This is a genomic window from Planomonospora algeriensis (assembly GCF_977012225.1).
Genome location: NZ_CDRNDK010000179.1, coordinates 1 through 11,820, shown reverse-complemented (window position 1 = coordinate 11,820; position 11,820 = coordinate 1). Strand labels below are relative to the sequence as shown.

General features: G+C 72.5%; 13 protein-coding genes and 3 pseudogenes. 6 read left to right on the top strand and 10 right to left on the bottom strand.

All coding sequences use genetic code 11. From position 1 onward, the window contains the following. Positions 1-720: pseudogene (locus tag ACWJ6R_RS19140) on the top strand (transcriptional regulator); the annotation flags it as partial. Positions 721-819: 99 nt separating this feature from the next. Here the strand turns inward: ACWJ6R_RS19140 and ACWJ6R_RS19135 are convergent. The 6 genes from ACWJ6R_RS19135 to ACWJ6R_RS19110 form a co-directional block, all read right to left on the bottom strand. Continuing rightward, positions 820-1,734: an ABC transporter permease gene (locus tag ACWJ6R_RS19135; RefSeq protein WP_449063532.1), complete on the bottom strand. Its 915-nt coding sequence runs from the start codon at positions 1,732-1,734 to the stop codon at positions 820-822. Continuing rightward, on the bottom strand, positions 1,731-2,702 hold the full coding sequence (locus ACWJ6R_RS19130) for an ATP-binding cassette domain-containing protein (RefSeq protein ID WP_449063531.1): 972 nt from the start codon (positions 2,700-2,702) through the stop codon (positions 1,731-1,733). The genes ACWJ6R_RS19135 and ACWJ6R_RS19130 overlap by 4 nt, the downstream gene beginning before the upstream one ends. Before the next feature lie 144 nt (positions 2,703-2,846). Further along, positions 2,847-3,551: a hypothetical protein gene (locus ACWJ6R_RS19125; protein WP_449063530.1), complete on the bottom strand. Its 705-nt coding sequence runs from the start codon at positions 3,549-3,551 to the stop codon at positions 2,847-2,849. 4 nt (positions 3,552-3,555) lie between these two features. After that, positions 3,556-4,260: a hypothetical protein gene (locus ACWJ6R_RS19120; RefSeq protein WP_449063529.1), complete on the bottom strand. Its 705-nt coding sequence runs from the start codon at positions 4,258-4,260 to the stop codon at positions 3,556-3,558. Between the two features lie 91 nt (positions 4,261-4,351). Beyond that, on the bottom strand, positions 4,352-4,531 hold the full coding sequence (locus tag ACWJ6R_RS19115) for a hypothetical protein (protein ID WP_449063528.1): 180 nt from the start codon (positions 4,529-4,531) through the stop codon (positions 4,352-4,354). Continuing rightward, positions 4,528-4,842, bottom strand: coding sequence for a hypothetical protein (locus ACWJ6R_RS19110; protein ID WP_449063527.1), 315 nt, complete (start codon positions 4,840-4,842; stop codon positions 4,528-4,530). Before ACWJ6R_RS19110 ends, ACWJ6R_RS19115 begins: the two co-directional genes overlap by 4 nt. A 138-nt stretch (positions 4,843-4,980) precedes the next feature. Here ACWJ6R_RS19110 and ACWJ6R_RS19105 point away from each other — a divergent pair, with 138 nt between their 5' ends. Both ACWJ6R_RS19105 and ACWJ6R_RS19100 read left to right on the top strand, forming a co-directional pair. Further along, entirely contained in the window at positions 4,981-5,370 is a 390-nt protein-coding gene (locus ACWJ6R_RS19105) for a YbaB/EbfC family nucleoid-associated protein (RefSeq protein ID WP_449063526.1), read from the top strand. Between the two features lie 12 nt (positions 5,371-5,382). Continuing rightward, the gene (locus ACWJ6R_RS19100; RefSeq protein ID WP_449063525.1) at positions 5,383-5,763 is read left to right on the top strand and encodes a YbaB/EbfC family nucleoid-associated protein; all 381 of its coding nucleotides are present in this window, start codon (positions 5,383-5,385) and stop codon (positions 5,761-5,763) included. Between the two features lie 88 nt (positions 5,764-5,851). Here the strand turns inward: ACWJ6R_RS19100 and ACWJ6R_RS19095 are convergent, their stop codons facing one another. Further along, complete coding sequence (locus ACWJ6R_RS19095; protein ID WP_449063524.1) at positions 5,852-6,403, bottom strand: hypothetical protein; 552 nt, start codon at positions 6,401-6,403, stop codon at positions 5,852-5,854. Then, complete coding sequence (locus ACWJ6R_RS19090; protein WP_449063523.1) at positions 6,289-6,942, bottom strand: calcium:proton antiporter; 654 nt, start codon at positions 6,940-6,942, stop codon at positions 6,289-6,291. The genes ACWJ6R_RS19095 and ACWJ6R_RS19090 overlap by 115 nt, the downstream gene beginning before the upstream one ends. A 232-nt stretch (positions 6,943-7,174) precedes the next feature. Here ACWJ6R_RS19090 and ACWJ6R_RS19085 point away from each other — a divergent pair, with 232 nt between their 5' ends. The 3 genes from ACWJ6R_RS19085 to ACWJ6R_RS19075 are packed head-to-tail and all read left to right on the top strand — an operon-like array spanning position 7,175 to position 9,197. Continuing rightward, positions 7,175-7,858: a hypothetical protein gene (locus ACWJ6R_RS19085; protein ID WP_449063522.1), complete on the top strand. Its 684-nt coding sequence runs from the start codon at positions 7,175-7,177 to the stop codon at positions 7,856-7,858. A gap of 51 nt (positions 7,859-7,909) precedes the next feature. Further along, on the top strand, positions 7,910-8,578 hold the full coding sequence (locus ACWJ6R_RS19080) for a thymidylate synthase (RefSeq protein WP_449063521.1): 669 nt from the start codon (positions 7,910-7,912) through the stop codon (positions 8,576-8,578). Beyond that, entirely contained in the window at positions 8,481-9,197 is a 717-nt protein-coding gene (locus ACWJ6R_RS19075) for an HAD-IA family hydrolase (protein WP_449063520.1), read from the top strand. The genes ACWJ6R_RS19080 and ACWJ6R_RS19075 overlap by 98 nt, the downstream gene beginning before the upstream one ends. Positions 9,198-9,302: 105 nt before the next feature. On the opposite strand, the pseudogene ACWJ6R_RS19070 reads toward ACWJ6R_RS19075, so the two are convergent. Both ACWJ6R_RS19070 and ACWJ6R_RS19065 read right to left on the bottom strand, forming a co-directional pair. Continuing rightward, a pseudogene (locus tag ACWJ6R_RS19070) lies at positions 9,303-11,517 on the bottom strand (heavy metal translocating P-type ATPase). A gap of 118 nt (positions 11,518-11,635) precedes the next feature. Next, positions 11,636-11,820, bottom strand: a pseudogene (locus tag ACWJ6R_RS19065) (hypothetical protein); the annotation flags it as partial.

Sequence of the window (11,820 nt, the reverse complement as noted above, 5' to 3'; positions counted from 1 at the left end):
GCCGCCCGGCACGCCGCCGAGGCGCTCCCGGTGCTCGAGCGCCTCGGCGCGGTGGAGGACGCCGTCCAGATCCGCGCCGCCCTCGCCATGGCGGCGCTCGCCGCGGGTCTCCGTGACGAGGCCGCGCGGATGATCGACGACCTGGAGTCGCTCGCCTCCCGGAGCACCTACGGCGAGATCCTGTCGGTCTCCGTCGCCAGGGCCCAGCTGGCCCTCGTCGACGGCGACGTCACCGAAGGGCTGCGGCGGCACCGGGAGGCCGCCGAGCTGCTCCGGGACCTGCGCGTCCCGCATGCGCCGGACGGTTTCACGCCGTGGGCCGTCGTGGGCGAGGCCTTCGCGCTCTCGGCATTCGCGCAGTACGGCGAGGGCGACGACGGCGTGGACATCTTCGAGTCGCTGCGGGCCAAGGTCCTGATCGTGCTCGGCCCGGACCATGAGTTCAGGGACTACCCGGTGGTGGGGATGGTGCTCGCCGGACTGGGCGTCTGGGGCCTGCTGAAGGGGGCGATGCCCGCCGGGGACGCGGTCCGGCTGCTCGCGCTCGCCGATCGGTTCGCCTACAACCGGTTCACCCCGACCTTGCAGTGGCCAGTGCTGTCCGCGCACGCCGACCGGGTCGCCCCCGGCGTCATGTCCCGGATCGAGGCCGAGTACGGCGAACGGCGCGGCCCGGAGCTGCTCGATGAAGTCCGCGCGGTCCTGGGGCGGGTGGTCTGACGCCCCCACCGCATCGTGGGGGCACGTCTGACGCCGTCCGCGCCTTGCGGGAGCATGTCTGACACCGTCCGCGCTTTGCGGGAGCACGCCAGACACCGTTCACATCTTGTGGGAGTACGAACGGACCGACAGCGGGGCGAAGACCGCGATGACGACCGCGCAGCCGACGACCGCCCAGCCGACCTCGGCCGTCACGGCCCCGTCGTTGAGCAGGTCGCGCACCGCCGAGACGACGTGCGAGACCGGGTTGACCTTCACGAACGCCTCCAACCAGCCGGGCAGCGTCTCGGCGGGGACGAAGGCGTTGGACAGGAAGGTGAGCGGGAACATGATCATCATTGAGATGCCCTGGACGCTCTGCGCCGAACGCGCCATCGTGCCCAGCCAGGTGAAGATCCACGCCAGCGACCAGCCCGCGAACACGGTGAGCAGGACACCGCCGATGGAGCCGAGCACGCCGCCGCCGGGGCGGTAACCGATGGCCAGGCCGGTGAGGAGCGTCAGCACCGACGCGATGCCGTACCGGAGCAGGTCGGCGATCATCGGGCCGGCCAGGGGGGCGATCCTGGCGATCGGCAGGGATTTGAAGCGGTCGAAGACCCCCTTGTCCATGTCCTCGCGCAGCTGCACGCCCGTCGCCATGCAGACGGTCAGGGCGGTCTGGGCGAGGATGCCGGGGATCAGCACCGGGAGGTAGTCCGAGACGCTGCCGGAGATCGCGCCGCCGAAGATGAACGCGAACATCGCGGTGAACAGCAGGGGCTGGATGAGGACGTCGAAGAACTGCTCGGGCTTGCGGCGCATCTTCTTCAGGGCGCGCCATGCCATCGCCATGGTCTCGGTCCAGGCCTCCCGGAGCGAGCTGTGCGGCGTGGTACGGGCGACCGCGGCGGCCGGGTCGATGCGCCGGGGAGCGGAGACGGCCGGGTCCGCCGGGTCCGCCGGGTCCGCCGGGTCCGCCGGGGTCGTCGGGTTCGTCGGGTTCGTCGGGGTCACAGTGCTCGCGCTGCTCATCGGGCCGCCTCCATCGGGGATTCGTCGTCGGCGCCGTGGCCGGTCAGCGCCAGGAAGACCTCGTCCAGCGTCGGCTTGGCGACGCTGACCGAGGAGATGCCGAGGCCCGCCTCCCGCAGGCCGATCAGGATGTCCGCGGCCCGATCGGGGTCGGGGAGGGGGACGTTCACGCGCCCGGATTCGGGGCTCATGACCGGGTCCTCGCCCAGCAGCCGGCGGACGACGTCCGCTGCCAGGGCGACGTCGGCGCCGTCCGCGAGGCCGAGTTGCAGGGTCGAGTCGCCGACCTGGGTCTTCAGCGCGTCAGGGGTGTCCTCGGCGACCTTCCGGCCGCGGTCGATCACGGCCACGCGGTCGGCCAGCTGGTCGGCTTCGTCCAGATACTGGGTGGTGAGCAGGATCGTGGAACCGTCGGTGACCAGTTCGCGGATGGTGTCCCACATCTGGCCCCGGGTCCGCGGGTCGAGGCCGGTCGTGGGTTCGTCCAGGAAGATCAGAGGTGGGCGGGTGATCAGGCTCGACGCGAGGTCCAGGCGGCGGCGCATGCCACCGCTGAACTGGGACAGGGGACGGTCGGCCGCCTCCTGGAGGCCGAAGCGTTCGAGCAGGTCGCCGGCGACGGCCTTGGCCCGGGCACCGGTCAGGCCCTGCAGGCGGGCGAACAGCCAGAGGTTCTCCCGGGCGGTCAGATCCTCGTCCACCGAGGCGTACTGGCCGGTGACGCCCACCAGCTGCCGGATCCGGTGGGGTTCCCGCCGGACGTCGACGCCGAAGATCTCCGCATGGCCGCCGTCGATCGGGAGCAGGGTGGCGAGCATCCGGAGCGTGGTGGTCTTGCCCGCTCCGTTGGGGCCCAGGACTCCGAAGATCTCGCCCTGCCGTACGTGGAGGTCGATGCCGTCCACGGCCCGGAAGCCGCCGAAGTCCTTGACCAGGCCGTCGGCCCGGACGGCGCTGAGGTCCGCCATGACGCGTCTCCTCTCTCCGCCGGGTATCTCCCGGCGTCCGAGAAGAGATTGCGGGTCGTCGGCTTCACCATGGCTTCAAGCCGGTTTCGCCCCCGAGCCGGCGGTTTCATCGACTCCGGGCTCCCCGGGAAGGCCGGTGATCCGTCACTCACCGCTCCGGTCGGCGTCCTCCCCCTCCTCGATCGAGTCGCTCAGCCAGTCCCGGGCGAACGAGCGGATCTCCTCGTCCTCCACGGTGGCCGCGTGCTCCAGGAGGGCGGGCTCCTCGTCGGACAGGCGGACGGCGGCCGCCGCGGCGAACAGCCGGGTCGCCCGGTCGGGTCCTTCGAGCCTGGCGGCGATGTCGCGGAGGTCGGGTTCCCCGGTCTCCATCTGGCGGACCAGCCACTCGGCCGCTTCCCTGACCCTGCCGGTTCCCAGCGACGCCGCCCCGGCCGACAGCTGACCGGTCGAGGCGGCGGCCAGGAACTGGAGGACCTTCCAGCGGACGGCCTCCTCGGGGTCCCCGCTCAGGTTCATGACCCGGGCGATGACGGGCCCGTGCCGGCCGTCGCCGTTCTCCAGCACCACTTCGACCGCGAAGAACCGCACCTCGCGGAGCGGGTGGGCGAGGAGCGCGGGGACCTCTCCCATCATCGGGGCGGCGAGTTCTCCCAGTTCCGACAGCAGCCAGGTGCCCGTCCGCACGGCCGCGTCGTCGCCGCTGCGCAGGAGCCGGCCGAGGTTCTCGACGGGGTATCCGGCGAACAGCTCGCTCAGCAGCTCGTTGGCCGCCGGGCCCACGACGGCGTCGTCGGCCGAATGCGCGCGGATCCGCGCCATCAGGTCGTCCCCCGTTTGCGTCCGCATCGGCTCAGTTCTCCTTCAGCTTGTCCCTGAGCATCTTGAGCGCCCGCTGTTCGAGCCTCAGCCGCTGCTCGTGCCCGGCGTCGAGAATGCCGAACCGGTCCCGCTCACGCTCTCTGACCTTGATGCTCCGCGCCAGGTCGGCCGCCAGCTTCTCCATCTGGTCCTTCGTCAGGCCCCTCGTGTTGGTGGGGACGTCGTGATGGAACTTCCCGGTCCCGTCCCTGGCGCCCCACCGGTTCCTGCCGCCCGGGCCTCCCCCGCCGCCCGATCTCCTGCCGCCGCCCGATCCTCTGCCGCCGCCCGATCCCCGGTTGTTGCGGCCCATCAGGGCGATGCCGTCGTGGCGGGGGCCGGACGGCGTCCTCAGGCCGCCGGGCCGTACGGGGAGCCGCAGGCCGCCGGGGCCGACCGCGACGGGGCTCCCGCCGAGACCGCCCGGACGGCGCAGGTTCTCCAGGATGTCGCGCATCGGGCCGGTGACCCGGCGGCTCAGCGCCGGAGCCAGCACCTTTCCGGTGCCCTCGCCGCCCTCACGCAGGATCTTCCCGATGGCCTGGCGGGTGAGGAACATCCGCGCGGCGGCGGCCGTCGCCCCGGCCGCGCCTCCGAACACCACCAGCTGGGTGACGCTGGCCAGGGCGCTCGCCGCCTGGACGCCTACGGCCACCTTCACCGCGCTCACCACGTTGGCGGTGCCCTCCAGCGCCACGGGGGCGATCCGTGCCGCGGCGGCGGCCTGGGCGATGTGGCCGCCGTCCCCGCCGACCCTGCTCCAGTGGCTCGCCAGGACCGTGGCCGAGTCACCGCGGTAGACCTGCTGCGTCCTGCGGACCGCCGTGTCGGCCTCGGCGCCGCGGCGCCGACTGGGCCTGTACGGTGCGCCAGGCCGCGGCGTCCTTCCTGATCTCGTCCTCGTCGATGTTCGGCCACGGCACGCCGAGCACCCCCAGGAACCCGTCCAGCGCCGGCGGGAGCGTCACGCCCATGCGGTGCCGCCGAGGTTCCCGGCGGTGGCGTTCTCCGTGTCCCGCGTGTTCCTGGCCACGTTCCCCAGGCCCTCGCCCGTGCCGCCGATCTCCCCTGACAGGCCGGCGAGCGCCTCGAGTGAGACCTGAGCGCACTCGGCGTAGGCGGCGACGATCATGCCGAACAGCCCGTCGTCGCCCCACGAGGACGCGCCGTACCCGCGTTCCCTGAGCCGCTGGACGGCGGCGTCGTAGTCCGCTCCGCGGGCGCTGACACGGGCGCCTTCCTGCCCCACCGCCCCCGAGGAGATCTCAAAGCCCGTCATGCCCAATGATCATATCGTGATATATCAGGGCATGGTGGGAAGCCTCGTCGTCATCAGGCCCGCAACTCACCAGCAGAATCGCAGCAGGCCGCGTCCGCGCTGAGGGACCGGCTCAGTCTCTGACCGCCGGAGTCCGACATGCAGGCACCCCAACCGGACGACGATGCCGAGTACCTGGCCCGGTACGTCGCCCGGAGTCAGCAGATCATCCGCGACCTGCATGCGGCGCGGGAGGCGGTCCGGCAGCTGGAAGGCCGGGCCGAGAGCCGGGACAGGCGCGTTCAGGCCGCCGCCGACGGCCAGGGCGGCGTGATCCTGCTGCGCATCGACCCGCGGGCGCTGCGGCTCGGCGAGCAGGAGCTCGGCCGGCAGGTGACGGAGGTGATCCGGGCGGCCCAGGCGGACGCCGAGCGCCAGGCCCGGGGCATCGCGGACCGGGTCGCCGCCGACGCCGCGGCCCTGCCGGCGCCGCTCGACGAGACCTTCGTGCGCCGGCGGGTCGAGCAGGCGGCTCAGGATCTCTTCTAGGCGGGAGCAGGCATGTACGGCCCTCAGATCGACCCCGGTGACATCAGGGACCGGGACCTGGACGAGGCCGGCCGCCAGGGCGAGCGGATGCTGACCTGGCTGGAGACGGCCCAGGAGGAGCTCGACGGGCTCACCGGCACCGGCGAGACGGCGTCCGGCCAGGTCAAGGCGACCGTGGACGTGAACGGCCGCGTCCTGGAGGTCGCCTACGGCCCCCGCGCCCTGCGCCTGGGCAGCGAGGAGCTGGCCGAAGCGACCCTCGCCGCCGTGCGCGAGGCGTGCGCGGACGCCGAGCGCCGGGTCCACGACCTCGTGCGCGAGGCCGTGCCCGGCTACGATCCCGTCGCGGCGAACGCCCGGTTCGAGCACCTGCTGGACGGCGGATGGCCCTGATCGGCGGCTGATCGCCCGTTCCTCCCGGCTCCGGGACCCGGCAGCCGGATGGGCCGGGTCAAGGGCCGGGCGGACCGGGCGGGCCGGGTCAGGGACTGACGGCGAGGAACAGGTAACAGGCGAGCAGCGCGAGATGGACTCCGCCCTGCAGCAGGGTCGCCCGTCCGGGGACGACGGTGAGGGTGCCCACCGCGACCGTGAGGCCCAGCAGGACCGTGTGCGTGGCGTCGAGGCCGAGATGCAGCGGCCCTTCGAGCCAGAACGACGCGACGGCGATGGTCGGAATGGTCAGGCCGATGCTGGCCATCGCCGACCCCAGCGCGAGGTTGAGGCTGATCTGGACCCGGTCCCTGCGGGCGGCCCGCACCGCGGCGATGGTCTCGGGCAGCAGCACCAGCATCGCGATCACGACGCCCACCACCGACTGCGGCAGCCGTGCGGCCGTTACCGCCGACTCGATCACCGGGGACTCCACCTTCGCCAGCCCGACGACGGCGACGAGGGCGACCATCAGCAGGCCGAGGCTCACCACGGCCTGCCGGGTCGTGGGCGGGACGGCGTGCTCGTCATCGGTGACGAGGGAGCCGTCGGCCGCGATCTGCAGGAAGTAGTCGCGGTGCCGGATCGTCTGCGTGACCACGAACAGTCCGTACAGCCCGAGCGAGGCCACCGCGGCGAAGCCAGCTGGGGCGCCGAGAAGACCGGTCCCGGCGTGCTCGTGGTGAACTTCGGCAGCACCAGGCTCAGCACGGCGAGCGTCGCCACCGTGGCGAGCGCACCGCCCGTGCCCTCGGCGTTGAACACCGCCACCTTCCGGCGCAACGCTGCGACCAGCAGCGACAGGCCGACGATGCCGTTGCAGGTGATCATCACCGCGGCGAAGACGGTGTCCCGGGCCAGGGAGGACGTCTCCGGGCCGCCGGACGCCATCAGGCTGACGATCAGCCCCACCTCGATCACCGTCACCGCCACCGCCAGGATGAGCGAGCCGAACGGCTCCCCCACCCGGTGCGCGATCACTTCGGCGTGGTGCACGGCCGCCAGCACCCCGCCCGCCAGGAAGACCCCCGTGATCACCGCCCCGAGGACCGACAGTCCCCGCCCCCAGGTGAAGACCAGGGTCACGAGGGCGAACAAGGGGACGGCGGTGGTCCAGTCGACGGCGGGCAGGCGGATCATGCGCCTTATCCTTCCCGGCCGGATCGGGTCCATGACGGACGCGCCCGTGCGGCGGCACGCGGCCAGACCGGTTCTTCATAATTCCCGTCCGCAAGCCGGTGACCTTGGCAAAGTTATTGGAGATAAGTAGGAAAAGAGCGCGCGCCTGGATGACAAGTGCGTCAAAATTTCCTTACCGGGTCTGTTCACTTTGCTTGAAGCCGAGGTCCCGATGCGCAAGATGCTCCCGCGTATGAGCGCGGAATCCCTGCCCGCGAGCCTCGACGAGCTGCCCGTGGACGCCAAGGACTTCCTGCAGCTCGTCTCGGTGGATTTCACCGGGACCTACCACGTCTACCTCGCGGCGAAAGACGAGCGCATCAAGATGACCCGGCTCTCCATGAGCCTGCTCTCCGCGCCTTTCGCCGCCGCGGTCGCGCTCGCGAGCGCGAAGGTCGTCGACCCGCTCGCGCTCACTTCCTGGGCCACCGTGCCGTGGTACCTGTTCGCCACCGTCACCGCCTTCGGGCTGCTGAGCGTGGTGCCCTTCCTCCGGCTGATCGAGGCGGTCAACGCGCACATGCGCACCGCGCGGGCCATCAACAACTTCCGGCTGCTCTACGTCGTGCAGCTCAAGGACCACTTCTCCGGTCTCGGCTGGTCCCCGAACCTGCCGGTGGACCCCCGCTATCCGGAGACCTACGCCCCCCTGGCCTGGCCGGGCGTCAACGTGATGATGCTGGCGCTGGTCAACTCCGCCTACATCGCGGTCGGCGCGCTCGGCCTCGCCGGGGCCGAACCCACCCCGACCCTCCTCCTGCTGATCGTCATGCTGCTCGCGCTGGTCCACTACCTCGTCTACTACGTGCGCTCCAACGTCTCCCGGCAGCGCCGGCTCCCGCAGAACCCCTTCCATTTCCCCAACGTGGAGACCTGAATGGCAGACCTCCTCCGATTCGCGTCTTGTGGGGAGACCTGGCTGTGGCTGATGCGCCACGTGTGGGACGAGGGCGGGCCCGCCGAGGACGACCGGGGCCCGATCATCGAGGCCCCGGCCGTGCTGTTCGAGATCACCGAGCTCGGCTGGGACGACCCGGTCCTGAGAGCGCACGGCGACCCCGGGAAGATCACCCTGTACTCCAGCAAGTTCAGCGAGGTCACGGTGGTCCCGCCGTTCAAGTACAGCTACGGCGGTAGGCTCCGCGGCCTGCAGGGCGTGGACCAGCTCGGCTGGGTCACCGGGCTGCTGCGCGCGCGGCCGTACAGCAAGAGCGGGTGGATCTCGCTGACCGTGCCGGGCGAGCGGCCGGACGCCGTGCCCTGCCTGACCAGTCTGGCCTTCCGGATCCGGGACGGGCGGCTGGCGATGACCGCGACGTTCCGGTCGCAGAACGCGCTCACGTGCTACCTGAACTACGTGCCCCTGCGTAGTATCCAGAACGAGGTCGCCGACGACCTCGGGGTGGGTCGTGGGTCAATGAGGGTCTTCGTCGACGTTCCGCACATCTATGCCGCCGACGCGGCGGCGGTCGAGGAGATCCTCGGGCGTTCGGAGCGCGATGGGCTCGGCGAGGGAGCGGCGTTACCAGGTCCTGCTGGTCGATCTGGACGGGACCGCGGTCGACTACGCCCGGACGGAGGACTGCGCGCTCCGTGAGGTCCACCGCCGCTTCTTCCGCGACGGCCCGTACAGCTCGGACAGCCCGCATGGTCCGGCCGGCCGACCGGGGCTGCGGGACCTCTCGGCGTTCCTGCGCGCCTTCCACGCGGCCAATGAGCCCCTCTGGGCCGCCTACCGCGAGCGCCGGATCGACCTGCCGGAGCTGCGCCTGGAGCGCTGGGCCCGGCTGGGCGCCGGTCCCGGGGTGGCCGCCGCGTTCGAGGAGGCCCTCGGCCGCGGGACCGTGCTGTTCCCGGAGGCGTACGGCGCGCTGCGGCGGCTGTCCCGACGCTTCCGGCTGGCGCTGGTGACCGACGGCATCGCCCGCGTCCAGCGGGTCAAGCTCCGCCGTACCCGGATCGACCGGTTCTTCGAGCACGTGGTGATCGCGCCCGAGGTGGGCCTGCGCAAGCCCGACGGCGCGCTGCTGCACCACGCGCTCTCCCTGCTGGAGGCCAAACCCGACGAGGCCCTGATGGTCGGCGACTCCCCGGTGAGCGACGGCGGCTGCGCACGGGAGGCGGGGGTGGACTTCTGCTGGGTGGACCGCACCGGCGGCACGCCCGCACCCGGCGTCCCCGTCCACCTGACGATCCCGCACCTGGGCGTGCTCTGATCCGGCGACCCGCACCCGGATCACGGCCTCGTCGCCCCGCACCGCCCGGGCTCCCGTACGGCGACGCCCCGGGTCCCGTAGCGGGCCCGGGGCGTCGGGGCGGGCTCAGCGGAAGCGGCGCAGCCGGAGGCTGTTGCTCACCACGAAGACCGAGGAGAACGCCATCGCGGCGCCGGCGATCATCGGGGTGAGCAGGCCGAGCGCGGCCAGCGGCAGGGCGGCCACGTTGTAGGCGAAGGCCCAGAACAGGTTGCCCTTGATGGTGGCCAGGGTCCGGCGCGACAGGCGGATCGCGTCGGCGGCCACCCGCAGGTCGCCGCGGACCAGCGTCAGGTCGGAGGCCTCGATCGCCACGTCGGTGCCGGTGCCCATCGCCATGCCGAGGTCGGCCTGGGCCAGCGCCGCGGCGTCGTTGACGCCGTCGCCGACCATGGCGACCGTGCGGCCCTCGGCCTGCAGCCGCTTGACCACGTCCACCTTGTCGGCGGGGAGCACGTCGGCGATCACCTCGTCGATGTCGACCTCGGCGGCGACCCGGCGGGCCGCCGTCCCGTGGTCGCCGGTGAGCAGGACCGGGCGCAGGCCCAGCCCGCGCAGGGCGGCGACCGCCTCGGCCGAGGTGGCTTGACCGCGTCGGCGACGGTGAGCACCGCGCGGCCCGCCCGTCCCAGCCGACCGCGACCGCGGTCTCGCCCCGCTCCTGCGCCTCCTCCAGCCGCCGCGCCAGGTCGGCGGGCAGGTGCTGGGACCATTCGGCCAGCAGCTGCGGGCGGCCGACGAGCACGGCGTGGCCGTCCACGACGCCCTGCACGCCCAGGCCCTCGATGTTGGCGAAGTCCTCGACCTTCGCGGTGGACTCCGCGGCGCGGGCGATCGCCTGGGCGATCGGGTGCTCGGAGGCGGCCTCCAGGGCCCCGGCCAGCCGCAGGACCTCCTCGCGGCTCTCGCCCTCGGCGGTGAGGACGCCGGAGAGAGTCATCTTCCCGGTGGTCACGGTGCCGGTCTTGTCCAGCACGACGGTGTCGATGCGCCGCGTCGACTCCAGCACCTCGGGGCCCTTGATCAGGATGCCGAGCTGGGCGCCCCTGCCGGTGCCGACCATCAGCGCGGTCGGGGTGGCCAGGCCCAGCGCGCACGGGCAGGCGATGATGAGCACCGCGACCGCGGCGGTGAAGGCGGCGGCCGCGCCGTTGCCGGTGCCGAGCCAGAAGCCCAGGGTGGCCAGCGAGAGGGCGATCACGATCGGCACGAAGACCCCGGAGATCCGGTCGGCCAGCCGCTGCACCTGCGCCTTGCCATTCTGCGCGTCCTCCACCAGCCGCGCCATCCGGGCCAGCTGGGTCTCGGCGCCGACCCGGGTGGCCCGGACCACGAGCCGTCCGCCGGCGTTCACGGTCGCGCCGGTCACGGCGTCGCCGGGGCGGACCTCCACCGGCACCGGCTCACCGGTCAGCATCGAGGCGTCCACCGCCGAGGAGCCCTCCTCGACCACGCCGTCGGTGGCGATCTTCTCGCCGGGCCGTACCAGGAATAGGTCGCCGACCGCCAGCCGCTCCGCCGGGACGCGCTCACCCGAGGCGAGCGTGACCTCCTTCGCGCCCATCTCCAGCAGCGCGTGCAGCGCGGCGCCCGCCCGCCGCTTGGAGCGGGCCTCGAAGTAGCGGCCGGCCAGGATGAAGGCGATCACTCCGGCGGCGGCCTCGAAGTAGATGTTGCCCGACCCGTCGCCTCTGGCCAGGGTGAACTCGAAGCCGTGCCGCATGCCCGGCATGCCGGCCGTGCCGAAGAACAGGGCCCAGAGGGACCAGCCGAAGGCGGCGAGCGTGCCGAGCGAGACGAGGGTGTCCATGGTCGCCGCGCCGTGGCGCAGGTTGGTCCAGGCCGCCCGGTGGAACGGCCAGCCGCCGTAGAGCACGACGGGTCCGGCCAGCGCCAGCGAGAGCCACTGCCAGTTGTCGAACTGCAGCGCCGGGACCATCGCCATCGCGACGACCGGGACCGAGAGCACGGCCGAGGTGACCAGCCGCTGGCGGAGCGGCGCGAGATCGTCGCGCTCCCCCTCCCGCGCCTCCTCCTGTACGGCGGGCAGCTCGGCGGTGTAGCCGGCCTTCTCCACCTCGGCGACCAGGTCCGCCGGGCTGACGCTCCCGGTGTAGACGACCTTCGCCTTCTCGGTGGCGTAGTTGACCGTGGCGCTCACGCCGTCCAGCTTGTTGAGCTTGCGCTCGATCCGGTTCGCGCAGGAGGCGCACGTCATACCGCCGATGGCGAGCTCGATCTCGCCGCCGCCGGCGGGCGGCCTGGTGGTGGTCGTGGACATGGCCTCTCCTCGTGCTCGTCGATCCATCGTGCGCGGCCGGGAGCCGCAGGCGGTAATCGGGGTGTCCGCCGCACCTTCCATCCCAGGGAACGCTTAACCCCCGGGGGGTATTCCTCGGTCAGTGACCGTGTCCGTCGGCGCCGTGCGACGCCTCGGGCGCCGGAGTGGCGCCCCCGGCCTCGTCCCCGGCCTTGCCGCCGCCCTTGTCCTCACCCTTGCCTCCAGCCGCGCCCTCGCCCTCGCCCGCGGATCCGTCGCCGGACCGGTCGGCGGCGTCGTCCCCGGTCACGCGGCGCGCCGCGT

Excerpts from the sequence above, each read along its gene's own strand:
- ACWJ6R_RS19135 (WP_449063532.1), bottom strand. The coding sequence starts at position 1,734 with ATGAGCAGCGCGAGCACTGTGACCCCGACGAACCCGACGAACCCGACG.
- ACWJ6R_RS19130 (WP_449063531.1), bottom strand. The coding sequence starts at position 2,702 with ATGGCGGACCTCAGCGCCGTCCGGGCCGACGGCCTGGTCAAGGACTTC.
- ACWJ6R_RS19080 (WP_449063521.1), top strand. The coding sequence starts at position 7,910 with ATGCGCCACGTGTGGGACGAGGGCGGGCCCGCCGAGGACGACCGGGGC.
- ACWJ6R_RS19075 (WP_449063520.1), top strand. The coding sequence starts at position 8,481 with ATGGGCTCGGCGAGGGAGCGGCGTTACCAGGTCCTGCTGGTCGATCTG.
- ACWJ6R_RS19125 (WP_449063530.1), bottom strand. The coding sequence starts at position 3,551 with ATGCGGACGCAAACGGGGGACGACCTGATGGCGCGGATCCGCGCGCAT.
- ACWJ6R_RS19085 (WP_449063522.1), top strand. The coding sequence starts at position 7,175 with ATGAGCGCGGAATCCCTGCCCGCGAGCCTCGACGAGCTGCCCGTGGAC.
- ACWJ6R_RS19100 (WP_449063525.1), top strand. The coding sequence starts at position 5,383 with ATGTACGGCCCTCAGATCGACCCCGGTGACATCAGGGACCGGGACCTG.
- ACWJ6R_RS19105 (WP_449063526.1), top strand. The coding sequence starts at position 4,981 with ATGCAGGCACCCCAACCGGACGACGATGCCGAGTACCTGGCCCGGTAC.
- ACWJ6R_RS19110 (WP_449063527.1), bottom strand. The coding sequence starts at position 4,842 with ATGACGGGCTTTGAGATCTCCTCGGGGGCGGTGGGGCAGGAAGGCGCC.
- ACWJ6R_RS19090 (WP_449063523.1), bottom strand. The coding sequence starts at position 6,942 with ATGATCCGCCTGCCCGCCGTCGACTGGACCACCGCCGTCCCCTTGTTC.